26 protein-coding genes and 1 pseudogene are annotated in these 25,165 nt (G+C 65.2%); 14 read left to right on the top strand and 13 right to left on the bottom strand.

All coding sequences use genetic code 11. The features are described from left to right. Window positions 1–2: 2 nt before the first annotated feature. From ACQR1W_RS30095 to ACQR1W_RS30070, 6 genes are all read left to right on the top strand, one after another. Complete coding sequence (locus tag ACQR1W_RS30095) at window positions 3–602, top strand: hypothetical protein (RefSeq protein ID WP_434854159.1); 600 nt, start codon at window positions 3–5, stop codon at window positions 600–602. Further along, on the top strand, window positions 599–1,663 hold the full coding sequence (locus tag ACQR1W_RS30090; RefSeq protein ID WP_434854158.1) for a peptidyl-prolyl cis-trans isomerase: 1,065 nt from the start codon (window positions 599–601) through the stop codon (window positions 1,661–1,663). The genes ACQR1W_RS30095 and ACQR1W_RS30090 overlap by 4 nt, the downstream gene beginning before the upstream one ends. 7 nt (window positions 1,664–1,670) lie before the next feature. Beyond that, on the top strand, window positions 1,671–2,429 hold the full coding sequence (locus ACQR1W_RS30085; protein ID WP_434854157.1) for a hypothetical protein: 759 nt from the start codon (window positions 1,671–1,673) through the stop codon (window positions 2,427–2,429). A gap of 71 nt (window positions 2,430–2,500) precedes the next feature. Continuing rightward, window positions 2,501–3,040, top strand: a complete 540-nt coding sequence (locus tag ACQR1W_RS30080; protein WP_434854156.1) for a YbjN domain-containing protein — start codon at window positions 2,501–2,503, stop codon at window positions 3,038–3,040. An 88-nt stretch (window positions 3,041–3,128) separates the two neighbouring features. Continuing rightward, on the top strand, window positions 3,129–3,827 hold the full coding sequence (locus ACQR1W_RS30075) for a lytic transglycosylase domain-containing protein (RefSeq protein WP_434854306.1): 699 nt from the start codon (window positions 3,129–3,131) through the stop codon (window positions 3,825–3,827). Window positions 3,828–3,829: 2 nt separating this feature from the next. After that, entirely contained in the window at window positions 3,830–4,297 is a 468-nt protein-coding gene (locus ACQR1W_RS30070) for a hypothetical protein (RefSeq protein WP_434854155.1), read from the top strand. Here ACQR1W_RS30070 and ACQR1W_RS30065 read toward each other — a convergent pair. The 8 genes from ACQR1W_RS30065 to ACQR1W_RS30030 form a co-directional block, all read right to left on the bottom strand. Further along, window positions 4,266–5,069, bottom strand: coding sequence for an alpha/beta fold hydrolase (locus ACQR1W_RS30065; RefSeq protein ID WP_434854154.1), 804 nt, complete (start codon window positions 5,067–5,069; stop codon window positions 4,266–4,268). The genes ACQR1W_RS30070 and ACQR1W_RS30065 overlap by 32 nt on opposite strands. A 3-nt stretch (window positions 5,070–5,072) precedes the next feature. Further along, window positions 5,073–6,368, bottom strand: coding sequence for an O-acetylhomoserine aminocarboxypropyltransferase (locus ACQR1W_RS30060; protein ID WP_434854153.1), 1,296 nt, complete (start codon window positions 6,366–6,368; stop codon window positions 5,073–5,075). A gap of 100 nt (window positions 6,369–6,468) precedes the next feature. Beyond that, window positions 6,469–7,092, bottom strand: coding sequence for a nitroreductase family protein (locus tag ACQR1W_RS30055; RefSeq protein WP_434854152.1), 624 nt, complete (start codon window positions 7,090–7,092; stop codon window positions 6,469–6,471). 75 nt (window positions 7,093–7,167) lie between these two features. Then, window positions 7,168–8,163, bottom strand: a complete 996-nt coding sequence (locus ACQR1W_RS30050; protein ID WP_434854151.1) for an aliphatic sulfonate ABC transporter substrate-binding protein — start codon at window positions 8,161–8,163, stop codon at window positions 7,168–7,170. Between the two features lie 509 nt (window positions 8,164–8,672). Then, window positions 8,673–9,659 (bottom strand): alpha/beta hydrolase family protein, encoded by a 987-nt coding sequence (locus ACQR1W_RS30045; protein WP_434854150.1) that lies wholly within the window; start codon window positions 9,657–9,659, stop codon window positions 8,673–8,675. 34 nt (window positions 9,660–9,693) lie between these two features. Beyond that, complete coding sequence (locus tag ACQR1W_RS30040) at window positions 9,694–10,611, bottom strand: GIN domain-containing protein (protein WP_434854149.1); 918 nt, start codon at window positions 10,609–10,611, stop codon at window positions 9,694–9,696. A 15-nt stretch (window positions 10,612–10,626) separates the two neighbouring features. Then, window positions 10,627–11,202 (bottom strand): DUF1700 domain-containing protein, encoded by a 576-nt coding sequence (locus ACQR1W_RS30035; protein ID WP_434854148.1) that lies wholly within the window; start codon window positions 11,200–11,202, stop codon window positions 10,627–10,629. Further along, a complete protein-coding gene (locus tag ACQR1W_RS30030) occupies window positions 11,202–11,525 on the bottom strand; it encodes a PadR family transcriptional regulator (RefSeq protein ID WP_434854147.1) in 324 nt (107 codons plus the stop codon). The genes ACQR1W_RS30035 and ACQR1W_RS30030 overlap by 1 nt, the downstream gene beginning before the upstream one ends. 253 nt (window positions 11,526–11,778) lie before the next feature. Between ACQR1W_RS30030 and ACQR1W_RS30025 the strand changes: the two genes are divergently transcribed. The 4 genes from ACQR1W_RS30025 to ACQR1W_RS30010 are packed head-to-tail and all read left to right on the top strand — an operon-like array spanning window position 11,779 to window position 15,972. Further along, window positions 11,779–12,075, top strand: a complete 297-nt coding sequence (locus tag ACQR1W_RS30025) for a hypothetical protein (RefSeq protein WP_434854146.1) — start codon at window positions 11,779–11,781, stop codon at window positions 12,073–12,075. Window positions 12,076–12,090: 15 nt separating this feature from the next. Then, on the top strand, window positions 12,091–12,918 hold the full coding sequence (locus ACQR1W_RS30020) for a class II glutamine amidotransferase (protein ID WP_434854145.1): 828 nt from the start codon (window positions 12,091–12,093) through the stop codon (window positions 12,916–12,918). Window positions 12,919–12,954: 36 nt separating this feature from the next. Beyond that, a complete protein-coding gene (locus tag ACQR1W_RS30015) occupies window positions 12,955–14,727 on the top strand; it encodes an N-acetylglutaminylglutamine amidotransferase (RefSeq protein ID WP_434854144.1) in 1,773 nt (590 codons plus the stop codon). A gap of 18 nt (window positions 14,728–14,745) precedes the next feature. Then, window positions 14,746–15,972, top strand: a complete 1,227-nt coding sequence (locus ACQR1W_RS30010) for a carboxylate-amine ligase (RefSeq protein WP_434854143.1) — start codon at window positions 14,746–14,748, stop codon at window positions 15,970–15,972. Window positions 15,973–16,046: 74 nt separating this feature from the next. Here ACQR1W_RS30010 and ACQR1W_RS30005 read toward each other — a convergent pair whose 3' ends face one another. Beyond that, window positions 16,047–16,253, bottom strand: coding sequence for a hypothetical protein (locus ACQR1W_RS30005; protein ID WP_434854142.1), 207 nt, complete (start codon window positions 16,251–16,253; stop codon window positions 16,047–16,049). 411 nt (window positions 16,254–16,664) lie between these two features. Between ACQR1W_RS30005 and ACQR1W_RS30000 the strand changes: the two genes are divergently transcribed. Together ACQR1W_RS30000 and ACQR1W_RS29995 are read left to right on the top strand one after the other, a co-directional pair. Then, a complete protein-coding gene (locus ACQR1W_RS30000) occupies window positions 16,665–16,874 on the top strand; it encodes a PRC-barrel domain containing protein (protein ID WP_434854141.1) in 210 nt (69 codons plus the stop codon). 293 nt (window positions 16,875–17,167) lie between these two features. Beyond that, window positions 17,168–17,344 (top strand): hypothetical protein, encoded by a 177-nt coding sequence (locus ACQR1W_RS29995; protein WP_434854140.1) that lies wholly within the window; start codon window positions 17,168–17,170, stop codon window positions 17,342–17,344. Here ACQR1W_RS29995 and ACQR1W_RS29990 read toward each other — a convergent pair. After that, the gene (locus ACQR1W_RS29990) at window positions 17,336–20,632 is read right to left on the bottom strand and encodes a TRCF domain-containing protein (protein ID WP_434854139.1); all 3,297 of its coding nucleotides are present in this window, start codon (window positions 20,630–20,632) and stop codon (window positions 17,336–17,338) included. The two genes, ACQR1W_RS29995 and ACQR1W_RS29990, sit on opposite strands and share 9 nt — an antisense overlap. A 282-nt stretch (window positions 20,633–20,914) precedes the next feature. Here ACQR1W_RS29990 and ACQR1W_RS29985 point away from each other — a divergent pair, with 282 nt between their 5' ends. Both ACQR1W_RS29985 and ACQR1W_RS29980 read left to right on the top strand, forming a co-directional pair. Beyond that, window positions 20,915–21,949, top strand: coding sequence for a GNAT family N-acetyltransferase (locus ACQR1W_RS29985; RefSeq protein ID WP_434854138.1), 1,035 nt, complete (start codon window positions 20,915–20,917; stop codon window positions 21,947–21,949). Next, window positions 21,933–22,268: pseudogene (locus ACQR1W_RS29980) on the top strand (GNAT family N-acetyltransferase); the annotation flags it as partial. The gene ACQR1W_RS29985 and the pseudogene ACQR1W_RS29980, both read left to right, overlap by 17 nt. Window positions 22,269–22,434: 166 nt before the next feature. On the opposite strand, the gene ACQR1W_RS29975 reads toward ACQR1W_RS29980, so the two are convergent. From ACQR1W_RS29975 to ACQR1W_RS29965, 3 genes are read right to left on the bottom strand one after another with little or no spacing between them, the layout of a single operon-like run. Next, the gene (locus ACQR1W_RS29975) at window positions 22,435–23,250 is read right to left on the bottom strand and encodes a hypothetical protein (RefSeq protein ID WP_434854137.1); all 816 of its coding nucleotides are present in this window, start codon (window positions 23,248–23,250) and stop codon (window positions 22,435–22,437) included. After that, on the bottom strand, window positions 23,247–24,284 hold the full coding sequence (locus ACQR1W_RS29970; protein ID WP_434854136.1) for a glycosyltransferase: 1,038 nt from the start codon (window positions 24,282–24,284) through the stop codon (window positions 23,247–23,249). The genes ACQR1W_RS29975 and ACQR1W_RS29970 overlap by 4 nt, the downstream gene beginning before the upstream one ends. Further along, window positions 24,281–25,093: a PIG-L deacetylase family protein gene (locus ACQR1W_RS29965; protein WP_434854135.1), complete on the bottom strand. Its 813-nt coding sequence runs from the start codon at window positions 25,091–25,093 to the stop codon at window positions 24,281–24,283. Before ACQR1W_RS29965 ends, ACQR1W_RS29970 begins: the two co-directional genes overlap by 4 nt. Window positions 25,094–25,165: the final 72 nt, after the last annotated feature.

The following is a 25,165-nucleotide window of genomic DNA, read 5'->3' as shown; positions in this document are numbered from 1 at the left end:
TCATGACGATGCGCATCATCCCCCTGACGATCGCCGCTGCCGTTTTGTGTTCGCAGATCACGATGGCGCGCGCGGAAACCGAAGCCGACAAGCTGCGCGAGGCGTTGCGCGCGGCGACGCTGCAGACCCGGCAACTCGAAGACCAGCGCGCGCAGCTGCAGGCCAAGCTCGCCGAGGCGGAGCGCGAGAAGGCGGCGGCGAAAGTGCAGATCGAGGCCGCCAAGGCCGAGGTCCGTCAGGTCGAGAAGCAGCATCGCGAGGCGGTGGAGGAGTTCAACCGGCGGCTCGCCGAGCGCGACGAGACGCTGGAGAAATGGAAGAGCGCGTATGAAGAGGCGGCCAATGTCGCGCGCGACAGGGATGCTGCGCGCGCCAAATTCGAAAGCGAGGCCACGGCCTACAAGGCCTCGACCAAGGGTTGTGTTGCCAAAAATACGCAGCTGATCAAGGCCGGGCAGGAACTGCTCGGTCGTTATCAAGGTGTCACGATCGGTGACACACTTGTAGCGCGAGAACCGGTGCTTGGGCTTCGCCGCGTCGAAATCCAGAACGGCATTCAAGACACCAACGACAAGTTCCTCGATCAGAAGGCAGCACAATGAGTCACTCTCGCGATGTCAGCGCTTTCCGTTTGGTTCGCCTCGCCGCCGTCACGAGCGCACTGACCTGCGTTCCGATGGTCGTGGTGGCGCAAAGCGCTGTCCCGAACCGCCCGGTCCAGGCTCAACCGGCCGTAAGGCCGAAGCCCGCTGCTCCGGTCACGGCCGCGACGGCGCCGCCGGCCACGCAGGGCGCTGCGACCACGCTGGCCCAGGGCGCGGCGAGTGCCAAAACGAATGATGATGTGATCGCCCGCGTCGGCGCGACCAACATCTCGGCGGATGAGATCCGTGCCTATGTCGCTTCGCTCGGCCCGCGCGAGCGCGCCGCCGTGAGCCAGGATCCCGCGCTGCTCAGCCAGGCCGTGCGGCTGATGCTGGCCAACCGGCTGGTGCTGCAGGAGGTTGTGGCCAAGAAGTGGGACCAGCAGCCGAACGTTGCCGAACAGCTGCAACAGGTGCGCGACAACGCTGTCGTTGAGCTTTATCTCCAGTCGGTATCAGCGCCGCCGGCGAATTTCCCGAGCGAGGACGACCTGCAGAAGGTCTATGACGCCAACCGCGCCTCGTTCCTGGTGCCGCGGCAATTCGAGCTGGCGCAGATCTTCGTGCCGTTGGCGAAGGATGCCGACAAGGCGGCCGAGGACAAGGCGAAGAAAGCCGTCGACGAGGTCCAGCGCAAGCTGAAGGCGCCGGCCGCCGACTTCGCCGCGATCGCCAATGAGGTCAACGAGGCGGAGAATGGCGGCGAGCTTGGCTGGGTCCCCGAAACTCAGATCCGCCCCGAAATCCGTCCGCGCGTGATGGAGCTCGCCAAGAACATGGTCTCGGATCCGATCAAGCTCGACGACGGCTGGCATATCATCAAGCTCAACGACACCAAGGCGTCCTACACGCGGACGCTGCCGGAGGTGCGCGATGCGCTGGTGCAGCAGATCCGCAGCGAACGTGCAACGGCGCTGCGTCGCGCTTATGTGGCCGAGCTCCTGAAGCAGCACCCACCCGTCATCAACGAGCTCGCGCTGTCGAGCCTCGTTGGCGAACAGTCCTCGCCTGCGAGATAGCCGCACGATGCCAACAGCGCCGACCGCACCAGCCGAGCTGATGCTGACCCCGGACCGCCTGCGCGCGCTGCTCGAGGCGAGCGGCTTCGGCAGCTCGATGACGGTCGCACCCGGGCGGCATGTGCTGGCGGTCGGATGCAGCATCGTGCTGCAGTTCGGTGACGAGTTCGTGCGCGACGAGGCCGGCGTCCGGAAGATCAAGGTCAAGTCCAGCATCGTGATCAATGGTGATGAGAGGCGGGCCGACCGGGTGACGCGCTGGGAGATATCCAGATCCATGCCGGCGGTGGCTGAGGACGAGCGTTTCGGCATTGTGGTGGAAGCGGATCTGTTGCTCGGCAGTGTCGTGCCGCTCGAGGACCGGCTCATCAGCAGCGAGGAGGCGTTGCGCCATCTGCGGCAACTGATCGCGGACCTGCAAACAACCCTGCGCGGCCTGCCGGTGAACGACAGACTCGGTGAGGATGCGCGGTTACCGAGCCTGCGGATCGAGGCCCGATTCAGCGGTGACATCGTGGTCGGTCGTTCGGGCGTGGTGCAGATCCCTGCAAACGGGCGGCGGCCGGCCACGCCTCGGACGACCGCGCAGCATGTCCGGCTGGGCATCGCCACATGCGACTGTCTGGCCGAACAGGTCCTGCCGGACATCCTGCGCGCCGTGCAGGCGGTGATTGGGGCGGACAACCGGGCTCGAATCCCACTGCAGCATGAGGCAAACGGCTCCACATGGCCGCAGCAGGTGACCTTGCCGGAGACCTTGCAATGAGGTCGGAGACATTGATCCGCCGACCGAAGAACCGCAATCCACCGAGCTGAACGACGCTGACGGAGTTTCCGATGTCCGACACCACCTTGACCAAGCTTTCGCTCGAGGGCCTGCGCGACCTGTTTCAGCTCGCCGGCTATCGCGTCGAGAGCTTGACCGATCCGGTCGCCAACATCCCTTATCTGCGCTCCGCCACCAACGGCCTGGCGTTCGACATCCGTCCGGGCAACCCCGCGCCCGGCGACGAGCAGAGCTTTGTCGATGTGGCGCTGATCGCGGTGCTGCAGGTGCAGGGCGAATTGCCGCTCGATGTGGTGAACCGCTGGAACGCAAGCCGTCGTTTCGCGCGCCTGCAATTGAGCCCGCCGTTCCTGGCACTTTCGCTCGATTTCTCGCTCGCGGGCGGGGTGACGCAGACCTATGTGCGCGCGCAGATCGAGATCTGGGATCATCTGATGCAGCAGCTCGTGAGCTTCCTGCGCGAGGAGCTGGCCGTTCTCGCCAAAGCCAGAGCGCCTGCCGCGCAAACCGGCAACGCGGCTGCGGCGCAGCCTCCGACGACGAGCACGCAGCGGATCGTGGAGCCCGACGCGCCGCGGGCGGTTCAGTAGTGGCATCAGAGCTGAGTGCGGAGCGCTGATGAGGATGCAACGGGGGCCGCTGCAGGCGAAGGGCGAGCGAAGCGACCGCAGCCGGTCCATGGTCGCGAGGTTGATCGTGCTCGCTGCAATGATTGCCACGCCGCTCCGCGCTGAGCCGGGCAATGCCGATGTCTCCTCGGCCAAACCCGAGGCGTCGGTCGCCGCCAAGCCGGAGGCTCCGGCAAACCAAGGCGATGCGCAGTCCTATTATCGGGCGCTGATCGCCAAGGAGGCGGAACAGCAAGGGCTGGCGCCGGCGATCGCCGAGGCCGTGATGGCGGTCGAGAGCGGCTTCAATCCGAATGCGATCGGCGGCTCCGGCGAGATCGGGCTGATGCAGATCATGCCGTCAACCGCGCGCATGCTCGGCTTTTCCGGCAGCAATGCCGAGCTCGCGGCGCCCGAAACCAATGTCCATTATGGCGTGACCTATCTGGCGCAGGCGTGGCGGCTCGCCGGCGGCGATCTCTGCACGGCTACGATGAAATATCGCGCAGGCCATGGCGAGACGCGCTTCTCCTATCTGTCGGTCGATTATTGCGTGGCCGTGCGCGCAAAGCTCGCGGCGCGCGGCTTTCCGCTGACCGGCAGCGTGCCGGTTGCGACCTTTGGTGCGCCGGGCAGCGTCGGCGTGAGAACCGTGAACGGCGGTTGCGGCCGCAGGTGTCTCGGTGGTGGCGCGGTGGGTCGCGTGGACCTCGCCGCACTGAACAGCAAGCTGAGCACGCTGGTGATGCAGGTTCGTGGCGGGAGGTGACGATGCAGCTCTCCGCGACAAGGCTCGCGATCGCCGTGGCGGTGTTGGTATCGGCAACGTCGAGCTCGGCCCGAGCGGAAGAGCCGCGGTCCTTGCCGCCGGTGACGGTCGATGCGCCGCCCGCAAGTCCGCTGCTACCCAGCCCTTCCAACACCGGTACGCCGACATCCACGCCCTCGGTCCCGGGCGGGGCACAGGCCGGCAGTGGTGGTGGCGACAAAGGGCGCTGTGCCGATGCCAAGGGAGAAGCCGACACTTCGTTCGGCTGCATCAATGAGCGGCTGAAGCGCAAGGTCGACGAGGTCAATCCGGTCTACAACACGCCGCCGATCGACGCGAAATCATCGGACCTCAAGGTCGGCACGGTCAACATCCCCGCCGTTCAGCAGCAATATGGCAGGAATTTCGGGCATTCCGTCGTGCCGTATCGCCCGACCGTCATCTATCCGTCGGGGATGGGACGGCACTGAGCGCCACCAGCAACTCATCGGACCGCTCCGCCATCATCATGTGGCCGGCGCCTTCAAGTACGATGGTGCGCGCCTGCGGGATCGCGGCGGCCAGCATCTTGCCGGCCTTCGCCGGAGTCATCATGTCCTTCTCGCCAAGGATCAACGTGGTCGGCACCTTGATCTTGCCGGCCGAATTCAGCGCGTCCTGATAGTTGTTGCAGGCTGCGAGATCGGAAAACAGCACGCCGGGCGGACAGCGCCTCAAGGTCGCTTGCGCCGTGCCGTGCATCCACAGGCCTGGCGCGCGGCTGCCGCCGAGCTCGGCGCTGTGGCCCAAACCCCAGATCGAGACCATGTCGATCGCGGTCTGATCATTGGCCTCCGCTGCCTTGAGCAGATCAGGTCCGACCGTCATGGTCGCGGCGGTACCGACCAGGCTGAGCGCGCTGACACGTGCCGGATGCCGTGCCGCCGCTTCGAGCGCGATCAAGGACCCCATCGAGTGGCCGATCAGATGCGCCGGCCTGGCGCCGGCCGCCTCGAGCAGCGCGACGATCCAGTCCGCCATCTCGGCAATGGTCTTGAGCGCCGGCCCCGCGGAGTGTCCATGCCCGGGAAGGTCGGGCACCAGCACGGCGAAGCCGTGATGGGAAAACCAGCGGCTTTGCAGCGCCCACGCGGAATGGTCGAACCCGGCGCCGTGGATGAACACGACCGCGGGCAGGGTGGCGTCGAAGCTGCGGCCGCCGGTCGAGACGAACGCTTCATGGCCATCAACGGAAAGCTGCATGGCTCACACCTTCTGCGAGGCGCGCAGCGCCTGTCCGAGATCGTCGATGATATCAGTCGCCGCCTCGATGCCGACCGACAGCCGCACCAGCTCCTCGCCGATTCCTGCGGCTTTAAGCTGCGCGGCATCCATCTGCTGATGCGTGGTGCTGGCGGGATGGATGACCAGCGTCTTGGCGTCGCCGACATTGGCGAGATGGCTGATCAGCTTCAGGCTCTCGATGAACTTGCGCCCCGCAGGCCGGCCGCCCTTGATGCCAAAGGAGACGATCGAGCCGGCGCCGCGCGGCAGCAACGTCTTGGCAAGCAGATGATCCGGATGGGTTTCAAGCGTCGGATGCGCCACCCAGTCGACGGCTTTGTTCGTCTTCAGGAATTCCAGGACGGCGGACGTGTTCTGCACGTGGCGCTCCATGCGCACTGGCAGCGTCTCGACGCCCTGCAGCAGATGGAAAGCGTTGGTCGGCGACAGGCAGGCGCCGAAGTCGCGCAGGCCTTCGGTGCGGGCGCGCATGATGAAGGCGGCCGGCCCGAACTGCTCGTCGAAGATGATGCCGTGATAGCCGGCATAGGGTTCGGTCAAAACGGCAAATTTGCCGGAGCCGCGCCAGTCGAAATGACCGCCGTCGATGATGACGCCGCCGATCGCGATGCCGTGGCCTCCGAGCCATTTGGTCACCGAATGCATCACGATGTCGGCGCCGAGCGCGATCGGCTGGCTGAGATAGGGCGTGGCGAAGGTATTGTCGATCAGGAGCGGAATGCCGGCGGCATGTGCGATCTCAGCGACCTTCGGAATGTCGAGCACCTCCAGCCCTGGATTGCCGATGGTCTCGCCGATCACGAGCCGCGTCTTCGGCGTGATCGCCGCACGGAAGGCGTCGTGATCGCGCGGCTTCACGAACGTGGTCGTGATGCCGAAGCGCGGCAAAGTGTGCGCGAGCAGGTTGATGGTGCCGCCATAGAGCGAGGCGGAGGCGACGATGTGGTCGCCGGCGTTCAAGAGCGTGGCGATCGCCAGGTGCAGCGCGGCCTGTCCGCTCGCGGTGCAGATGGCACCGACGCCGCCTTCGAGCGCGGCCAGTCGTTCCTCGAGCACGGCCGTCGTCGGGTTGGAGATCCGCGTGTAGATATGCCCGGCGCGCTCCAGATTGAACAGCGCGGCCGCGTGCTCGGCGTCCTCGAACACGTAGGACGTGGTCTGATAGATCGGCACCGCGCGGGCGCCGGTGGCGGGATCAGGATGCTGGCCCGCATGCAGGCTCAAGGTCTCGAAGGCGGGCGGTTTCGGCGGCGGCATGCTGGACTCGCGAATTCGAGGGACCGGTCAATCATCCCTTCTGCCATAAATTTCAGCAGAGCGTCAGGGGCGGCACGCTTCAGTACCGCCCCCCGACCGATCACTCGCCCGCGAAGCGCTGCGGAAACAGGCCGGCGGCAGCTATAGCGGCGACCGGCAGGCGCGGGCTCGGCTTCTCGCGCTCTTGCAGTTGCGGCGGCAGATGCGCGCCATCACCCTTGCGGCCGACGGCCACGGCGATTTCCACGACGAAAGGCTCCGGCACCTGAAGCGCCTTCTGCGCGGCGTCGACGTCGAAGCCGCTCATGCCGTGGCTGGCCCAGCCGGAGAGGGCGGCCTGATGGGCGAAATTGGCCCAGGCGGCACCGGCGTCGAAGGAATGGGTGCGCGTGGGGGTGGGCTCGGTCTTGCCCAGGGGCGTGAACGTCTTCTTCGACAGCACATAGACCAGCGCGGCGGCGTGCTGGGCCCAGCCGCGGTTGAATTCGACCAGCGGACCGAGGAAGGTGTCGAATTCCGGTGTACCGCGCAGCGCATAAAGGAAACGCCATGGCTGCGAGTTGTAGGAGGAGGGCGCCCAGCGTGCCGCCTCGAAGAAGGTCAGCAACTCGCTTTCCGGGATCGCTTCGTTGCTGAAGCCGCGCGGCGACCAGCGGTCGACGAACAGGCGATGCGCCGGATGGTCGGTGGTCCGGTCGGTCGGCGGGATGAGATGGGACGTCACGGTGGTCTCCTTCAGTCTAGTCTACGTCGGCACGATGAATGCCGGGGGCGGAACTCTCTATCACGCGGGATCGCCTCATGGCGCTCTGGGTAGCCAGATTTTGATCGCTGACGTATCGAGCTTGGCCGGCAACAAATGCTCTGCGAAAAAGGCATCGGCGATCTTCTGCTGCTCGGCGAGGCCGGCAGGTGTCACCGCACCGACCCGGTAGGAGCGGTGGCTGTTGGCTTCCTCCACCGTGGCGGCATCGATCCCCCACAGACCGGAGAGCAGGTTCGCGGCATCGCCCGGATGCGCCTTCACCCATTGCCCGGTCTCGACCAGCTTGGTGAAGATCACGTTGAGCGCATCGGCGTGGCCGTCGGCATAAGCGGCGGATGCGAGGTAATAGCGCTTGTAGCTGGCGAGCCCATCCGAGCCGTCGGCCAGCACGCGCGCGCCGGACTGCCTGATGACGCTGGTGAGGAACGGGTCCCAGGCGATCCAGACATCGACGTTGTTGCTGACGAAGGCGGCGCGGCCGTCAGCCGGCGGCAGATAGGCCGGCATGATGTCCTTGAAGCTGAGGCCGGTGCGCGCGAGCGCGGCGAGCAGCAGATAATGGCTGCCGGCGCCCTTGGTCACCGCGACCCTCTTGCCTTTCAGTTCGGTCAAGGTCTTGATCGCCGACGCCGTCGGCACCAGGATCGCCTGCGCCGAGGGCGAGGCGGCTTCCTCGGCGACATAAGCGAGCTTGGCGCCGGCGGCCTGGGCGAAAATGGGCACGGTGTCGGCGACATCGGCGCCGAAATCGATGCTGCCGATATTGATGGCTTCGAGCAGCGGCAGGCCGCTGGAAAACTCATGCCAGGTCACCTTGATCCCGAGCGACGCCAGCGCCTTTTCCAATTCGCCATTGGCCTTGAGGATCGCGGTCAGGGTCGATGATCGCTGATAGCCGATGCGGATGTCCTCCGCGGCCGCTGGCCTGGGGACGGACACGAACAGCGCCAGGATAGCTGCAAACAGCCCGCTCAGGATGAGATTAGGCCGCATGCGAGCAGCCGATGCGATGGATCTGAGAGCGGACATTATGGGGATCTCCCGGCAGGCGTTGAAGTCGGTTTACCAGCTTGTCATGGCATCATTTGCAGGAGCGGTCCTGCCAGCGCAATTTCACTGTTCGGCGCAAGAGGAGAGCAAAATTCTTCATCGGGCGGCTGCATCAGAATGATGTTCTTGTGAGCGGTCGCCAAGCCAAATCTGCGGGCCAAGTCAAATGCCTTGAAAGCAAAACAAATTCGATTTTTGCGCGCAAATCATCTGTCGTCGGCGCAACTCAGACGACTTCGGAAGCTTGGCGGCCAGCGCCTCGAACAGCAGGTCACTTGCAGATTTGATCTCCTTCGGGGGGCGCCCTGCATGAAAAAAGTGTCAGCACGCCGTTCGACGCAGCCCAAATCGCCCGAGCCGCGACATCGACATCGATCTTGAGCCGTCGGTCTTGAGCCGCCGGTCAGAGCGAAGCTGGATTGCTTTGCGGAGCCTGACATCCGGCCGCGCTTTGGGCGGACCGGGTGGCTCGCAATGACGCCTCCGCCTCACTCCGCTGGCCGGGCCAGCCATTTCCGGAAGAATGCGATCATCTCGGTGTCGAACCGCGCGTAGAACGCGGCGCGGTCGAAGCGGGGAGGATCCACGCAGAGTTCGGGCCGCTGCCTCAGCAGTGCTGGTGAACAGGGCGCCAGGAACGAGAAGTGCCAGGAGTTCGGAACCACGCGATAGTCGTGTGGAGCCGAAAGGTTTGCGTCGACGGCGGCCACATCGTGAGGAAGCACGCCGTCACCACCATACTCCGAGGCCCACAATTGAACCGGCACCTTCACCGACGCGAGGCTGTCTGCGCCCAACGTGACGGCGAGCGGATCGGCAATGACGATAGCCTTGATCCGCGGATCGTGCGTGGGAGGCTCGGTGGGGTATTCCTTCCGCAAGATCTGCGCGCAGGCGTGGCTCGCCGAATGCTGGCAGATCGCGGTGGCTTTTGCCCAGTCCGGATTGGCCCCGACTGCCACGAGGCCGGTGTAGCCGCCGCGGGAGAAGCCGAATAAACCGATCCGTTCGCGATCGATCGCCGTGCTGACGGGAGACGCGAGCAGCATGAAATCGATCAGGCGCTTGATGTCCTGCGGCCGTTCGACAAAGACGGACAGGTCGTCCGAACGGCTGAGATCGGACGAATTGTCACCAGGGTGACTGATGGCCGCGACAATGAATCCGGCCTCGGCGAGCACTTCACCGGTGTGATGATGGCCGGCGAAGTTGCCGCCCTTGCCGTGCGACACGACGACCAGCGGCAGCTTGTCGCCGAGCAACGGACAATCCTTCACGCCCGGCAAGGTGAAGGGATCGAGACGAACCTCTCCCGGCGGCTCGGCGCAAGGATACCACATTGCGCCATGAATCGCCGGACCATCGGCGTCGGCGGGAATATCAATCGATCGGAGGCCAGCAGCCTGCGCCAGCGTCGCCGTGAGGCAGAAGCCCGCGATGTACAGGAATCTGCAGAATTGGTTGGAAGCGGACATCGACGTCTCTCCCTGTTACACAAGGGCTGCAGATCTACGGCACCTGCTTGATTTGCCCTGAGCCCGACACGTGCGAATTGATCCGCGCCACGGCGCCATGCAATCTCACCACCGCACTGCCGGAGACGGAGATATCGGCGTCCTGGCGCGGCGCCAGATCGACGTTCCCGCTACCGTGAATCTGCGCGCTGGCTTTGTCCGCGATCAGCCCGCCAAGATCTGCGCGTCCGGAACCGGCGGACTCGAGCGAAACCTCCTTGGCCTCCCCGCTGGCGATGACGCTGCCGCTCCCGTGGAGTGCGATGCGCAGCACGTCCTGCCTGCTGTCGGCGAGCTTGAGACCGCCGCTGCCGTGGATGTTCGCGGTGGTCTTCTGGGTGGTGAGCCGTCCGAGATCAGCCCGGCCTGAGCCAGCGGCCTCGAGCGAGACCTCGCGGACCTCCCCGCTCGCGGTGACGTCACCGCTGCCGTGCATGGTGATCTGCAGCACATCCTGCTTGACGTCGGAGAGATCGAGTTGGCCCGAACCGTTCAGCGTCCATGCCGTGACCGCGGGGCCGGAGAGGTGGACGACGAGGTCCTTCGCCGGAGAACAATCGACCAGGTTGTCCCATTCCACCGTATCCCACTCCAACGTGCCATCGTGCAGGCGCACGTGGCTGACCAGGTCGGCGTCACCGCTGACGCTGGCCTGTGGCTTGGGTCCAGGCTGGAAATGCACCTGCGCCGGAATCTTGATCTTGACCATTTCGCTGCCGGGCCAGTCGAGATCGACGGTGCGGCGCTCGCCCGCGCCGGTCTTGTTCGCCGATGCGCAGCTGCGCATCGTGCCGGCCCAGGATCGGTAGTCGCCATCGATCCAATCCGTTGCCGAAGTCAGAACGATGAATATCCCGCACGCCGCCGCAATGCTCAGCGACACCAGCGCAATCCTTATGAGACGTTCGTTCATGGTGCACCTCTGATCCTAACTAATCGGGTCCTGTTCCGGCTTGAGCAGCCGATAGTGTAGCCGGGCGTAGTTTCCGAGCATCTTCACCGCACCGTTGAGCGCCAGCAGCAGCAGCGCGCCGCCCCCGACGCTGCCGGCGATCAGTCCGATGCCCGCCACCGCGCGCAAGAGCATCGCGGCGATCGAGGCGAAGTGCCCGATCTTCACCAGGCTGAGCAGCAGTCCGATGCCGACAATGCCGAGCACGAAGACGATGAGGCCAATCACCAGCATGACCAACATGACGGCGAACAGCAGCGGGAGCAGGACCAGGATGTCGACCGTGGCCAGGCTCCCGAGCGCCAGCAAAGCGGCGGCGGAGTTACCCAGACTGCGGCGATTTTCCCAGTGGCGCAGCCCGGTTTCGGCGCGCAATTCGCGCGCCAGCCGGCGCGGATCGCCCAGCGCTGCCGCGACATCGACCTCACTCCGCCCGGCGGCCTCGGCTTCATCGAAATAGGACATGTAGTCGGCGATGATATCGTCGACCTCGCGCGCGGGGAGCCCGGCGAGCCCGTCATTGAGGATGGTCAAGAAGGCGACGCGGTTCATCAGCGTTCTCCCAGCAACTTGTTGACGGCGTCGGTGAACGTTCGCCACTCGCGTTTCTGCGCCGTGAAGGCGGCGCGGCCGGCCGGGGTGAGGCGATAGTATTTGCGCGGCGGGCCGCTGTTGGATTCGGCAAGGCGGGTTTCGACCAGCCCGTCATCCTGCATGCGCCGCATCAGGGGATAGATCGTTCCTTCTCCCATGCCGACGCCGGATGCCAGCGCGCTGGCAATCTCGTAGGCGTAGCTCTCGCCGCGCGCCAGCAACGCCAGCACGCACAATTCGAGCGCGCCTTTCTTGAGCTGGATCTGGTTCTGTTCGGTCATGGCAGCGGTACGGCCCTGGCCAGGTGGCCGGAAGAATATATTGCAAGGTATCTTTTATTGCAAGGTACAGATTTATGAAAGGTAGCGGCGGTCGCGGGAGCCGCGAGCGCGCTGGTGTGGCTGGCTGGTGCCGCGCGCCGATGCATCTCATCCGCCGCTCGACCCGACGAGTTCCCGTGCGCCGCCTCCGCAGCCGGAACTTGACTTTCCGTGGTGCGTTTTTGCTTCCCATGATTTTCTGCGAGAGGGTCACGTGAGCAAGCCGCTGCCAATGTCCGTTTGCGATCGCAGGACGGGGCGTGTGTTCGAGGAGTTCCTGGTCGACAGCGCCGCGACCTATGAGAGCAAGCCGCACCGCTTCTTAACGCAATGGGGGCAATCACAGCCCGTGCTGGACTGGCTGATCGCAGCCTATCAGGACACGTCCTTCAGCGTGCGCAAGATCGGGCCCTTCATTTCAGCAACACCGCGAAGGGCATCGAGACGTTCGTCTGGCTCGGCCAGCCGATTGCACACGGCCTGCGCGTTCCGTCGCACATTCATCCGTTGAACCGGAGGCTATTTGATGTGCCGCTGGATTGCCTATCGCGGTGAGATCACTGCGTTCGAGCCTTATGTCACCGAGCCCGAGCATTCGCTGGTGGCGCAGAGCCTGCGTGCGCTGGAGTCGACTGCAGGCACCAATGGCGATGGCTTCGGTCTCGGCTGGTATGGCCATCATCCGGAGCCCGGGCTCTATCGCGAGACCCGTCCGGCCTGGTCGGACGAGAACCTGCGCTATCTCTGCCGCCACCTCCAGTCGCATCTGTTCTTCGCCCATGTTCGCGCCGCGACCGGGACCGCGGTGACGCGCCAGAACTGCCATCCCTTCGCCTGCGGCCGCTGGCTGTTCATGCACAACGGCTTTGTCGGCAGCTGGAACAGGCTGCGCCGCAAGATCGAGGCTCTCATTCCCGATCCGCTCTATCCGTCGCGGATCGGGACCACGGATTCAGAGGCCGTGTTTCTGGCCATTGTCGGTGCCGGCATCGAGCAGGATCCGCTGGCGGCGACACGCGATGTGCTGCGTACGCTCTGCGAGCTGGTCAATGAGGACGGTCTGCGCGAGCGATTGCGCTTCACCTCGGCGCTGTCCAATGGTCAGGACCTATTCGCGTTTCGCTTCGCCGAGAATGACAGCGCCAACTCGCTCTATTTCCGTGAGGACGGCGAGCAGGTGATCGTGGTGTCAGAGCCCTACGACAAGGAACCGGCTTGGACAGAGGTGCCACCGGACCATGTGTTGGTGGCTCGCGCACGGAAGCGTGCCGAGGTAGTTCCGCTCTTGGCGCGAAATTGTGTTGCGCTTCAAGGGGAACGCAAGCGTTCACAACGGGTTATCGGGCGCACTTAGTCGAACAGGCAAGTCACAGGAGCTCGATCCCCCGCGATGTGCGGCATTTGTGGTGAAGTCAGAACCGATGGGCAGATCTCGTTGGCCGCACTGGGCCGCATCAACGATGCGATGCAGGCGCGAGGGCCCGACGCGTCGGGCCTCTACGTGCAGGGTGGGATGGCGTTCGGCCATCGCCGCCTCAGCATTCTCGATCTGTCCGCGGCAGCTCAGCAACCGATGATCGATGCCGAGCTCGGACTCGGCATCGTGTTCAACGGCTGCATCTACAATTTCCGCGAGCTGCGCGCAGAGCTCGCGGGCAAGGGCTACCGGTTCTTCAGCGACGGCGACACCGAGGTGATCCTGAAGGCCTATCACGCCTGGGGCAGGGATTGCGTGCGCCGCTTCAAGGGCATGTTCGCCTTTGCGCTGTGGGAGCGCGACAGCGGCCGCGTGGTGCTGGCGCGCGACCGGCTCGGCATCAAGCCGCTGTACTATACGCAAGCGCCGGGCGCATTCCGCTTCGCCTCGTCGCTCACCGCGCTGCTCGCGGGCGGCGAGGTCGACACCGCGCTGGATCCGGTGGGCTTGCATCATTTCTTCAGCTTTCATGCGGCAGTCCCCGCGCCGCGGACCATCCTCCGCGGCGTGAAGAAGCTCGAGCCTGCAACGCTCCTGACCATCGAGCCGGACGGGCGGGAGACACGCGAGCGCTATTGGAGCTTCAGGGTCGGCGAAAGTCGGCCCACTGATCGCCGCCTCAGCGAACAGGAGTGGGTCCACGCGCTGACAGAAGCCATAACGCAGGCGGTGGACCGCCGCCGCGTCGCCGACGTGCCGGTCGGCGTGCTGTTGTCCGGGGGCCTCGACAGCTCGCTCCTGGTGGCGCTGCTGTCCCAGCTCGGGCATCAGGACATCAGGACGTTCTCGATCGGGTTCGACGCAGTCGGCGGGCACGCCGGCGATGAATTCCGCTACTCAGATATCGTCGCCAACGCCTTCGCGACCAGCCATCAGCAGATCCGGATTCGGGCCGACCGCGCGCTCGACGCCTTGCCCGGCGCCATCGCCGCGATGTCGGAGCCGATGGTGAGCCACGATGCGGTCGCGTTCTATCTGTTGTCGTCCGAGGTGTCGAAGCGGGTCAAGGTGGTGCAGAGCGGGCAAGGGGCCGACGAGGTGTTTGGCGGCTACAGCTGGTATCCCGCGTTTCTGTCGGTCAATGATCCGGTCGATGAGTATCAGAAGGCCTATTTCGACTGGGGCCATGCCGATCTCGCGCGGCTGCTGTCGCCGGACATGATCGACGAGGATGTGAGCCTGCAATTCGTCGAGCGCTTCTTCGGCGATTGCGATGGCGCTTCCGCGATCGACAAGGTGCTGCAGATCGACACCGAGATCATGATGGTCGACGATCCCGTCAAGCGGGTCGACAACATGACCATGGCCTTCGGTCTCGAGGCGCGCGTGCCGTTCTTGGATCACGAGGTCGTGGAGCTAGCGGCGCGCATGCCGGCGGGGCTGAAGGTCAGGGACGGCGGCAAATACGTCCTCAAAGAGGTGGCGCGGCGCTGTGTGCCGCACCAGGTGATTGATCGGCCGAAGGGCTATTTCCCCGTGCCCGGCTTGCGCCACCTGCGTGGTCCGTTCCTCGATTTCGTCCGCGATGTCTTCGACGCAGAGCCGGCGCGGACGCGTGGGCTCTACCGGCGCGATTTTGTCGACCACATGCTGCAACAGCCCGAGGCCGAGATGAGCCCGAAGGGCCACTCGCGACTCTGGCAGGCAGCGCTCCTCGAAGCCTGGCTGCAGACACACAACATCTAATTGGATGGGATTTGATAGATGGGATTCGATCCGAAAATACTCGAAAGGCTCCGCCTCGGACTGAGCGACGACGAGCGGCACCTAGTGATCCGTTCGGCGAGCGGGCGGGAAGAGGCGAGCGAATATTCGTTCGGCATCGAGGAGGAATATTTCCTCGCCGATGCCACGACCCGCGACGTCGAGATGCGCACGCCGGATGATCTCTTCAACGCCGCGAACTGGTCGACCGGCGGCCAGGCGATGCGGGAAATGCTGCAGTCGCAGCTGGAAGTCGCCACCAACGTCCATGTCGACGTCGGCGACGCCAGGGAGGAATTGAAATTCCTGCGGCGTGAGGTCGCGACTGTCGCCCGCCAATACGGGCTGACCATTCTGGCCAGCGGCACCCATCCGACGGCGGCGTGGCTGCGCTCGCAGCCAAGCCCCAAGCCCCGCTACGCCGAGATGATCGAGGACCTCCGCAGCGTCGGTCGTCGCAACATGCTGTGCGGGATGCATGTCCATGTGCAGCTGCCGGACCCCGACCGGCGGTTCGCGGTGATGCGCGCGATGATCCCCTATATTCCGCTGTTCATCGCCTTGTCGACCTCGTCGCCGTTCTGGAATTCGCGCGAGACCGGTCTCAAAGGCTATCGGCTCGCGGCTTACGACGAGTTGCCGCGCACCGGCCTTCCCGAGCTGTTCACGTCAAAGGACCAGTACGACCGTTACGTCGCGGCACTCACCAGGTCCGGCGTGATGCCGGACGACAGCCATATCTGGTGGGCGATGCGACCGGCATCGAAGCATCCGACGCTCGAACTGCGCGCGCCCGATGTCTGCACCTCGGTCGACGATGCCATCGCGATTGCCGGGCTATACCGCGCGCTGGCGCGCCACCTCTACCTCCACCCCGAAAAGGCCAACGAGGTCGGCAATGTGGAGCGCGCGATCGCAGTCGAGAACAAGTGGCGGGCGCAGCGTTACGGCACCGACTGCCTCCTGGTGACCGAGGACGGTCCGGTAACGGGGCAGGAGATGCTGGTCAGGCTGATCGAAGAGATCATGTCGGATGCCGAAGCGCTCGGCTGCGTCGACGAGCTTGCACGCTGCCAGATCATCATGCAGCTCGGCAGTTCGGCCGATTTCCAGATCCAGGCCTATCGTGATGCCGAGGGCGACCTCGCAGCGGTCACGCGATGGATCGAGGCGGCGACATTGTCGCAGCTGCCGCGGCCACAGGTTCTGGCGGAGGCGGCGCGCTGATACGAACACGGTCTGCCGCGGCGTTCGGCGTCGCGGCAGAGCCGCACCAATGCAGCTCTGCCAGGGCTAGTGCGCTAGTGCGTGTTCGACCGCTGCCATTTCTCGAGATCGATATCGGGGCGGTCAGGTGCGAGCTGATCCTTCTCCGGATTGCCCTGCCAGGGCTTGTCGGTCTGCTTGTCGTTCGGCCAATCCGTCTGTTGCCTGGGATCGTCCTTCGGTGTCTCCCTCGGATCGTTCTTCGTGGTGTCCTTGACCATGCTCTGCTCCGCGCTCGTCATCAGGAGTTCTGGAGCGAACGCGTGGGCGGAGACGGCGTTCCGCGGCGCGTCGCTGATACTGCGCAAGCTTTTGGATTGCAGGTTATCCTATGATGTTGGTGGTTATACCAGTTGCGCTATGATCATCGACGCACGGATGGATGCGCCATGGGCGCTCGGCAGAAGAACGAACGAGAGAACAACAAGCGGAGCCGAGGCACGTATGGCGCTGGGTTGATCGGCGGCATCCTGCTGATAACGACTGGCGCTGGAGCGCTGGCAGACGAGGGCACTCCACCCTCGCTGCCAGCGGCTCTGCACGAGCAATAGCTAGTTCCAGCTCTTGATCCGACCCCGTTCCATGCCGATTTGATAGGCAACCGCCGACCTTCGGTGTCGGCGGCTTATTCATCCCTATAGCATCGGACCCGCATGGTTTCCGCCAGAACGCGAGCCTTCAAGATTCTTCACGAGTTCGAGCAGGCGCAAACGGAACTGGTCGGCAAGGCGGTGGCGCTCAGCGACGGCAAAGCGGGAACTGTGGAACATGTGTATCTCGACGAACTGCACGGCTTGCGGATCTCGATCCGGGGCCATGACGGTCGCTGGCCGGTTTCGACCATCAAATTCGCACAGCGGTGACGAGACTCGTCGCTGGCCTCAAAGTCGCTGCACGTAGCTGGAATGCCTGAATCCTAATCGGTGCCAGTTGCTGCGCCCTCTCCCCTTGCGGGAGAGGGCAGCTCCAGCGGAGCCGCAGGCGCGATCGGATGAGGGGGGTGCTACGCATCGAAGCTGTGAGTGCGCGGAGAGAGACCCCCGGCTGCGCGTCGCGCAGCAATCCTCTCCCGCAAGGGGAGAGGGTTGCACCGCAATTGCTGCAAACCTCTCGTAACCGATGTAGCTCATTTGGAAGCGCCGAGCTCCCGCGCCTTTTGTTTGAACTCGTCCTCGATGTCTTCGGCCTCGGCGCCTATCATGCAAGGGTCTATGAGGCGTTCCAGGCGCAGCAATTCGATTGGCTATGCGGTTCCTCGATCGGAGCCGTCGAGGCGGAGCACGCCTTCAGCGAGGCTGATGGGATCAGGCTGGTGCGACGAAACTCAGGATGATCCGATCGCCGCATCGTGGCGGCTCGCTTTTGGCGCCCGCGCGGCGGTCCGGTGCGTCGGCGCGTTCGATTGAGCCTTCTTGAGGGCCTTGATGAATAGCACCACGGCCTGCAGCATCTGGCTGCTTTTCACGACGTGCTTGGAGATGAGCCTGTCGCCGGAGCGGCGGATCGGCGCGGCCTGACGTGCCACGCGTGAATCCGGCCTCAGCTGCGCGGCGATGCCGGTCGGCCCGACATCGATCCTGGTGATGCCGAGCGCGCGGCAATCGAGTCGGAGCGCGGCCATGGCAATGAGGTTCTTCACCTCCGGCGGAACGGGGCCAAAGCGAATTTCGATTTCGTCTTCGATGTCGCCGAGCTCGGCCGGGCTCTCGACCCTCGCCAGCCGCGCATAGATGTCGAGCCGTGTCGCTTCGTCCTGCACGTAGCTTGCGGGGAGAAGCGCGGGCGTGTCGATGTGCAGCTCCGGAACCCACATGTCGCGGGCGTGCCGCGGCCGTGCCTGCAGCGCTCGCGCCAGCAGGTCGTGGTAAAGCGCGGGGCCGAACACATGGACCCGGCCGGACTGTTGGTCGGACAGGAGGTTGCCGGCGCCGCGCAGGTCGAGATCGCGCGCGCCGATCTGAAATCCCGCGCCCGGCCGGCTCAGCTCCAGCAGCGCTGCGATCCGTTTCTCGGCGTCCTCGCCGGGTTCATCGGTGAGCAGATACGCATAGGCGCGCGTGCCGCCGCGCCCGACCCGCCCGCGCAGCTGATGCAGCTGCGCAAGGCCGAAGCGTTCGGGCGCGCAGATCAGAATCGTGTTGGCGCGGGGAATGTCGAGCCCGTTCTCGACGATATCGGTGGCGAGAAGGACATCGGCCTCACCTCCGACGAACTGCATCATGCGCGCATCGATGTCCCGTGCCGCCATCCGTCCATGAATGACGACCACGCGCAGTTCAGGCCCGGTGTCGTGCAGCCGCTCCGCCATGGGGCCGAGATCCTTGATGCGCGGACAGATCACGAAACTCTGGCCATGTCGCCTGTGTTCGCGCCGCAGCGCCATTGCCAGCGTGGAATCGAGCAGGGGCGAAACCTTGGTGATGATCGGGACCCGCTGTACCGGAGGGGTGGCGATGACGCTGACATCGCGCAGGCCGGCCATCGCGCTTGCCATGGTGCGCGGGATCGGCGTGGCGCTCATGGTCAGCGTGTGGACGCCGGCACGCAGGGCCGACAGCTTGTCCTTGTCGGCCGCACCAAAGTGCTGCTCCTCATCGATGATGACGAGGCCGAGATCCGAAAACGCAATTTCCTTTCCGGCCAGCGCATGGGTGCCGATCACGATCTTGAGCGAACCGTCGCGAAGCTGTTGTTTGACGACGCGCGCCTCAGTGGCGGGTGTGAGCCGCGACAGATGACCGATCGTGATGCCGAAAGGCGCAAAGCGCTTTTGGAACGTCTCGACGTGCTGGCGCGCGAGCACCGTGGTCGGAACGACCAGCGCCACCTGCATGCCCGCGAACACGGCCGCCGCCGCGGCGCGCAACGCCACCTCGGTCTTGCCGAAGCCGACGTCGCCGCAGACGATGCGGTCCATCGGATGGCCGGAGGCGAGGTCGTTCAAGACGTCCTCGATCGCCGCTGTCTGGTCCGGCGTGGCGTAATACGGAAAGCGCGCGACGAAGCGCTCGTACTCCGCGGTCGGCGGCACCAGCCGCGGCGCCTTGGCCTGCTTCCGCGCCAGGATCGCCTCGGACAGGATTTGCGCGGTGCGATCGACCTCGCGCTCGGCCTTCAGGCAGCGCGCCGCCCATGACTGACCGTCGGCATCATCCAGTGCGACCCCGCTTGGGTCGTGCGCATAAGGCCAGATCAGCGCCAGCTCGGCGGTCGGCACCAGCACAGCTTCGTCATCCGCGAAGACAAGCCGCACCATCTCGCGCGCGGAGAGATCGGCCGTCGCCACCTGCTCGAGCCCTTGCAGCACGGCCAGCCCGCGCTGCAGATGAATGACGGCGCTGCCGAGCGTCGGCCGTGTGGTCGCTTCGGTGAGGTCGGCATGTTGCCGCGCCATCGGCTGCAGATGGTGCGCCCTGCTGCCGAGGATGTCAGCTGCTGTAATGACGAGCAGCGGGCGCGCGGTTGCGGTTCTGAACCCGGCATCGAGGTCGATCAGCAGAGAGGTGACCTTGCCCGGCGGCGGCCGCGAGGCGCCGTGCCAATCCGCCGCGCGCGATGTCTTCAGACCGGCGAGACGCTCCATGTGCTGGAGGTCGCGGTCCGTGCATGCAGTGAACATAAGGCGTGCGCCACGCCGTCTGGCCTCGGCGATGAAGCGGCGCAGCGACGTCGGGGCCGACGGCTCGCGGGAGAAATTCGGGATCGCAGCGATCTCGGACAATGCCGGCAGCGCCGCGGCGTGACGCATCGCCTGCTGCCATTCGCCGCGGCTGATGAAGGCGGCCTCGCGGCTCCGCGCGTCGCTGCTATCCTCGATCACGGCAAGCTGCGCGTCGGCACGCGCCGGTACCTCTGCATCCGCAATGATCTTCACCTTATCGAGGTAGGAAAACACGCTGACGCCATTAGTGGTCTCGCCGACAAGGTTGCGCTCCGACATCGGATCGAGCACCAGCGCCTCGAGGCTGACCAGGTCGGTCTGATTCACCGGATCGAAGCCATGGATTCCGCGGATCACCCCGTCGCCATGTTCGATCCGCACCGGACCCAGCGCGCCGGCCGGAAACAGCTCGATGGTCTGGCCATGGCACAGCACGCCGCCGGGGTAGTCGGCGGGCTCATCGAGCTCATAGCCTGCGTCCGCGAGACGACGCCGGAGCTCATCCACCGCGATCGATTGCCCGATCCTCAGGCGCAGGCCGGCGTGCGACCACGCTTGCGGCCGCGGTACCCGCGGCAGCATGGCATCCACGGTGGCGATGAGCAGAGGCGGGCTCGCGCGCGCAGCCAGCCGACGCAAGACGCTGGCGCGGCGGCCCGCGATCTCGCGCGACGGTTCGACCTCGTCGAAAGGAAGCGTGTCAAAGCGCGGCAGCACCAGCACGTCGCAGGCCGGGTCCAATGCGTGCAGGATCGCGCCAAGGCGTTCGGCGCGGGCTTCATCTTTGGCGACAAAGACCAGCCCGTCCGAGCCAGCGTTGCGCCAGGTCGTCAGCAGATGAAGGGCGAGCAGCCCGAGCGGTGCCGCGGATGATAGCGCCTGACGTCCTTGCGCTGACCGCACGCGCGTGCCGGCTTTGGCAGCCTGTCCCGAACTCAGCGCGTGTGCGGATTTGCCCATCTTGAGGGAAACACGAAGATGACAGCTGAGTTCCGGCTAGGGGACCGCGCCTGCAGTGGGCGCAAATGTCAGAGGTGGATGGATCGCGGTTGCCGTCGGGATGACCTATAGGAACCAGCCTCCGGCTAGTCCATTGAATTCGTATGGACCCTATGCAAGCAGCCGGCGAGCCGCGCTCATTCGTATTGATGCCGGCGCAGAATCCGGTGACCAATTTCCTGGCAGATATCCGCGCAAGAACGTCATCAGCCGCGCGGGAGATATGCGAAGTCGTCGCCGACCATGCGGATTGAGGAAATCACAACAGCTGCCGCGCTGGAATGGCTGCGGCCGGATTGGATCGGCTTGTGGCAGCGCGCGGTCACGGCCGGGCCATTTCAGCATCCCGATTGGCTGTTGTCGTGGTGGCGCTGGCTTGGCGGCGGCCAGCTGTTCGTGCTTGCGGTGCGCGATGGGGCGGAGCTGGCCGCGCTGGCGCCGTTCTACATCACCACCGAGGCGGCCTCAGGCGAGCGGCAGCTGACGTTGCTGGGCAACGGCGTCAGCGATTGCTGTGACGTGCTGCTCGATCCCGGACGAAGCGGCGCCAAGGCGGCGTTGGCGGAGGCGCTCAAGACCCGCAGTGCGGGCTGGACCAGCTATGATCTTCGCGACCTGCCGCCGGACTCGGCGCTGCTGTCGATCTTCGGCGACGAACCGGAGGCATCGATCTCGCGCGATACGCCGACTGTCGTCGTCGATCTGCGCGGAGGGGCGGAGGGAAGCCTGCTTTCGCCGCGCATGACGGCCGATCTCCGCCGCTGCCGGAGGCGCGCGGAAGAGATTGGAGTTCTCAGCATGGATTTTGCGTCGTCCGAGGAGCTGATCGCGCGTGCGATGGATGTGCTGTTCGCGCTTCATCATGCGCGATGGCGTGCGCGAGACGAAGCCGGCGTGCTCCATGGCTCCGAGCGTGAAGCATTCTATCGCGAGGTCGCCGCGCGCTTTGCGCGGCACGGCTGGTTGCGCCTGTTGACGCTGTCGCTCGGCGATCGCGTGGTGGGTGCGAGCTTCGACTTCCAGGTCCGAGGTCGGGCCTATCACTATATCGGCGGGTTCGCCCCGGAGCTTGGTATGCTCGGGATCGGCAGCCTGATGCTGCAGCAGTTGATCGCGCGGGCGATCCGCGATGGCGCCGGTGAGTTCGATTTTCTGCGCGGCGAGGAGGACTACAAGCGGCGCTGGGGTGGCGTGCCGCGACCACACTATCGGATCAGGCCAAAGCAGGTTGCGGAGACAGCGCGGAAAACGGAGGACAAGCATGCCGGCGCCGCCTGACCGCACGGCCTGCGGCTTTCGGCTCGGCATCGCGGCCGACATCCGCAAGCTCGAATGGGACGGCACGTTCACGGCGCACCGCGCCATCATCGCACAGGCCTTTGCTGCCCAGGCGGCCGGCGAGGGGCTGGTCCTGATCGCCGAGGTCGATGACGATCCGGTCGGCCAGCTCTGGGTCAGATTTGCAGGTGCCCGCCTGCCGCGCCTCTGGGCGTTGCGGGTGCTGCCATCCTATCAGGGGGCCGGCCTGGGATCGCGACTCCTGGAGTTCGGCGAGGCCGAGCTGGCCAGGCGCGGCTTTGCCGCTTGCGAGATCGGTGCCGAAAAATCCAATCTGGCTGCGCAGCAATTCTACCAGAAAAGGGGCTACAGCATCAGTTACGAGCAGGTCGAAACCTATTCCTACACCACGCCGTCGGGCGAGCGATGCGAGGGTGTGGCCGATCAGTGGATCCTGCGCAAGGCGTTGCGTCTGTTCAAAGCCATCATTGCTGGGGCGGATCGAGGCCGAGCCGCTCATGGACTTGCGGACGCACGGCGTGCCAATGCGCAAGCCGGACTTCAGTCGCCGGCTTGCCGTAATAATCCCACGGCAGAACCCGCGTATTCAGGCCGACGAAATGCGCGCCCGAGCGGCCAAGCTCGGGATCGTGCGGGTAGAACGGAGAGCAGATCGTGACCTCGCTGGTCTCGACCAGGATGGGCGCGCCGAGGTGATCGAGCGCGGCAATCTGCAGCCCTTGCTCGTCCAGCTCGGAACGCAGCGCCACCGGCTTGCTCCGGAGAACCCGTTCGAGGCCGCGCTCGAACGCGGTGGCCGGGCCGAGGCCGCGGATGCCGGAGTTGCGCGCAATGGGCGCGCACAGATCGGTGAACTGCCCGAACGCCGCCGCGACATCGGCGGCGATCAGGCTGGCTGTAGCATCGCCTGAGCGCAGCCATTGCGTCATCGCCGGCGGGATACGCCAGAGGATCACATCATTGTCGAGCGAGAGCTCGAACTGATTAGGAAAGGCGCGTAGCGGCAGTAATTTCCACGCCACGCCCTCGGCCATGCCATCGCCCAGATAGGCGCGAAGCAGCGGTGGAATATCGCCGTCGACCGGCAGCCATTGCACCGCGTCGGCAATCGCTCCGACCCGTCGGCGCGCCTCGTCGACGGGAATGGTGTTGACGTAGATGCGGTACGCGGCCTCGCTGCCGAACAGGCGCATCGCGCCATGGATCGACAGCCGCAGCGCGTCGAAGCCGGCGGGATTGACGTCTCCGATGGTCCAGCGAATCCCGAGCGGCGGCATCATCCGGCCTCGACGAGTTGTTGATAGAGTTCGAGATAGCGGTCGGTCATGCGTGTGCCGGAATAACGCTGCTGCGCGACGCGCCGGCATTCGGCCGGATCGAGCGCGTCGACCCTGCGGAGCGCCTCCGTCATGGAAGCGACGTCGTCGACCAGAAAGCCGGTGCGTCCGTGCTCGATCGTCTCGGCAAGTGCGCCATTCGGGAAGGCGATGACAGGCGTCCCGGCCGCGAGCGCCTCGCGTGCCACCAGCGAGGCCGTCTCCGGGATCAGGCTCGGCACCAGCACGCAACGCGCCGATTGCAGCAATTGCCACTTCCGCAAGCCGGACACGGCACCGATCCATCGCCGCGTGGCGTCAAGCCTGGGGACAATCTCGCGCTCGAAATAGGCGATGTGCTCGGGAAAGTCGCTTATCGTTCCCGCGAGCAGGAGCTCGACGTCCGCAGCCTTGGCCGCATCGAGCGCGAGGTGGAAACCTTTCTCGAAGCAGATGCGTCCCAGCGTCAGTGCGAATGATGCTTTCGGCCCGGCCGGAATCTGCGGCGCATCGACACCGTTCTCGATCAGGCCGATGACGCGCGAATGCGAGCCCAACGCCTGATGCTGATGTTGCGACACTGTGTTGAGCCAGGTCCGGGGGCGCTTCGGGTTCAGCACGCTGTGCGAATATGAGCTCAGCGGAAGATGCAGGGTGGCGAGCACCGGCACGCCGGGCGCCGGGAGATAGTTCTGGAAGTCCACGCCATGCAGATGCACGAGATCGACACGGGCGTTGTCGACGGTGTGCCTGATCATCATGCGCAGGAAGTCGTGCGCTTGGTGCCAATCCTGCTCAGAGATCGGTTGTGCAGGCCGGGGGACGGCGACGAGATCACCCCACGTCTGCGATCCCTCGGCTGCGATCACGATCGAGCGGTACCCGGCGCGTGTCAGCGCATGATCAATCGACGAGAGGATCTGCTCCGCACCGCCGACCGGGTCCGGACCGACCAGGGCGAAAGGAAATGCCACGCTCAGGATGGTCAGCTTTCTCACTCGACCACCTCGCAGCCTGACAGCAGCGGCCGCGCGAGGGCCCGCCATTTCGCCGCCGTCATGTCCCATCCGAAGCGATCGTAGAGTGCGGCTCCCGGCGGCGGGGCTCTCGTAAAATCATAATCGGGCGCAGTCCGATAGCGCTCGATGCCGGGATCGAACCGTGACAGCACCTTCGCCTGCGATGCATAGGCTGCGAGCGCATGGTGCTTCAACTCATGCACGTCTGGCGCGAGCCTGACCGTGACGTCATGCGACTGCGGCGCGGGGCAGAACGCCCCCGTGTGCATCCCGCCATCTCTCAGGTGATAGGACGCAAACTCGAAACGCGCCGGCGCTGTCTGCGCGCCGGCTTGAAGCTCTGCGCAGGCGCGCTGCACGATGAGCGCCGCCGTGTCGTGATCTGGATGGCCGCCTTCATACGGGTGAGTGAATACGAGAGCCGCGTGACGTAGTTCGCGGGAGATGGCGTCAATGAGATGCCGCGCGAAAAAGATGCTGTCCTGATCGGGGGCGCCGAGCGCGATGCGCGGGCAACGCAGGCCGAGAGTCGCGCATGCGCGATGGGCTTCCTGCTCTCGTACTGTTGCATAGGCTGAGTTGCCGGCGAATCCGAGCCGGCGTGCATCGGCGCCGCTCGCAGGCGCACCGTCGGTCAGCTGGATGACAGTCAAATCCCGGAATGTGCGCAGCCGTCCGCCCATGGCCAGGACCTCGTCGTCGGGATGCGCAACTACGAGCACAGCAGGCACATCGATCGGTCTGGCGCTAGCGAGCCTCGCGAGCACGTCGGATACGAGCAGTTCCATCGATTCGTGTCGTTTGTCACATTTCGCGATTTGCGAGACTAAAGCGTGGGCAGAGCAGCCGTTCCTGCGGTT

Origin of the sequence: Bradyrhizobium sp. HKCCYLS1011 (assembly GCF_051167795.1) — a bacterium.
Lineage (GTDB): Bacteria > Pseudomonadota > Alphaproteobacteria > Rhizobiales > Xanthobacteraceae > Bradyrhizobium.
Note: the sequence above shows the minus strand (reverse complement) of the source record. Positions and strands in the feature narration are given on the sequence as shown.

Bases quoted from the DNA above. Each gene is read 5' to 3' on its own strand.
- ACQR1W_RS30095 (WP_434854159.1), top strand. From the start codon at position 3: ATGACGATGCGCATCATCCCCCTGACGATCGCCGCTGCCGTTTTGTGT.
- ACQR1W_RS30090 (WP_434854158.1), top strand. From the start codon at position 599: ATGAGTCACTCTCGCGATGTCAGCGCTTTCCGTTTGGTTCGCCTCGCC.
- ACQR1W_RS30085 (WP_434854157.1), top strand. From the start codon at position 1,671: ATGCCAACAGCGCCGACCGCACCAGCCGAGCTGATGCTGACCCCGGAC.
- ACQR1W_RS30080 (WP_434854156.1), top strand. From the start codon at position 2,501: ATGTCCGACACCACCTTGACCAAGCTTTCGCTCGAGGGCCTGCGCGAC.
- ACQR1W_RS30075 (WP_434854306.1), top strand. From the start codon at position 3,129: ATGGTCGCGAGGTTGATCGTGCTCGCTGCAATGATTGCCACGCCGCTC.
- ACQR1W_RS30070 (WP_434854155.1), top strand. From the start codon at position 3,830: ATGCAGCTCTCCGCGACAAGGCTCGCGATCGCCGTGGCGGTGTTGGTA.
- ACQR1W_RS30065 (WP_434854154.1), bottom strand. From the start codon at position 5,069: ATGCAGCTTTCCGTTGATGGCCATGAAGCGTTCGTCTCGACCGGCGGC.
- ACQR1W_RS30060 (WP_434854153.1), bottom strand. From the start codon at position 6,368: ATGCCGCCGCCGAAACCGCCCGCCTTCGAGACCTTGAGCCTGCATGCG.
- ACQR1W_RS30050 (WP_434854151.1), bottom strand. From the start codon at position 8,163: ATGTCCGCTCTCAGATCCATCGCATCGGCTGCTCGCATGCGGCCTAAT.
- ACQR1W_RS30045 (WP_434854150.1), bottom strand. From the start codon at position 9,659: ATGTCCGCTTCCAACCAATTCTGCAGATTCCTGTACATCGCGGGCTTC.
- ACQR1W_RS30040 (WP_434854149.1), bottom strand. From the start codon at position 10,611: ATGAACGAACGTCTCATAAGGATTGCGCTGGTGTCGCTGAGCATTGCG.
- ACQR1W_RS30035 (WP_434854148.1), bottom strand. From the start codon at position 11,202: ATGAACCGCGTCGCCTTCTTGACCATCCTCAATGACGGGCTCGCCGGG.
- ACQR1W_RS30030 (WP_434854147.1), bottom strand. From the start codon at position 11,525: ATGACCGAACAGAACCAGATCCAGCTCAAGAAAGGCGCGCTCGAATTG.
- ACQR1W_RS30020 (WP_434854145.1), top strand. From the start codon at position 12,091: ATGTGCCGCTGGATTGCCTATCGCGGTGAGATCACTGCGTTCGAGCCT.
- ACQR1W_RS30015 (WP_434854144.1), top strand. From the start codon at position 12,955: ATGTGCGGCATTTGTGGTGAAGTCAGAACCGATGGGCAGATCTCGTTG.
- ACQR1W_RS30010 (WP_434854143.1), top strand. From the start codon at position 14,746: ATGGGATTCGATCCGAAAATACTCGAAAGGCTCCGCCTCGGACTGAGC.
- ACQR1W_RS30005 (WP_434854142.1), bottom strand. From the start codon at position 16,253: ATGACGAGCGCGGAGCAGAGCATGGTCAAGGACACCACGAAGAACGAT.
- ACQR1W_RS30000 (WP_434854141.1), top strand. From the start codon at position 16,665: ATGGTTTCCGCCAGAACGCGAGCCTTCAAGATTCTTCACGAGTTCGAG.
- ACQR1W_RS29990 (WP_434854139.1), bottom strand. From the start codon at position 20,632: ATGGGCAAATCCGCACACGCGCTGAGTTCGGGACAGGCTGCCAAAGCC.
- ACQR1W_RS29985 (WP_434854138.1), top strand. From the start codon at position 20,915: ATGCGGATTGAGGAAATCACAACAGCTGCCGCGCTGGAATGGCTGCGG.
- ACQR1W_RS29975 (WP_434854137.1), bottom strand. From the start codon at position 23,250: ATGATGCCGCCGCTCGGGATTCGCTGGACCATCGGAGACGTCAATCCC.
- ACQR1W_RS29965 (WP_434854135.1), bottom strand. From the start codon at position 25,093: ATGGAACTGCTCGTATCCGACGTGCTCGCGAGGCTCGCTAGCGCCAGA.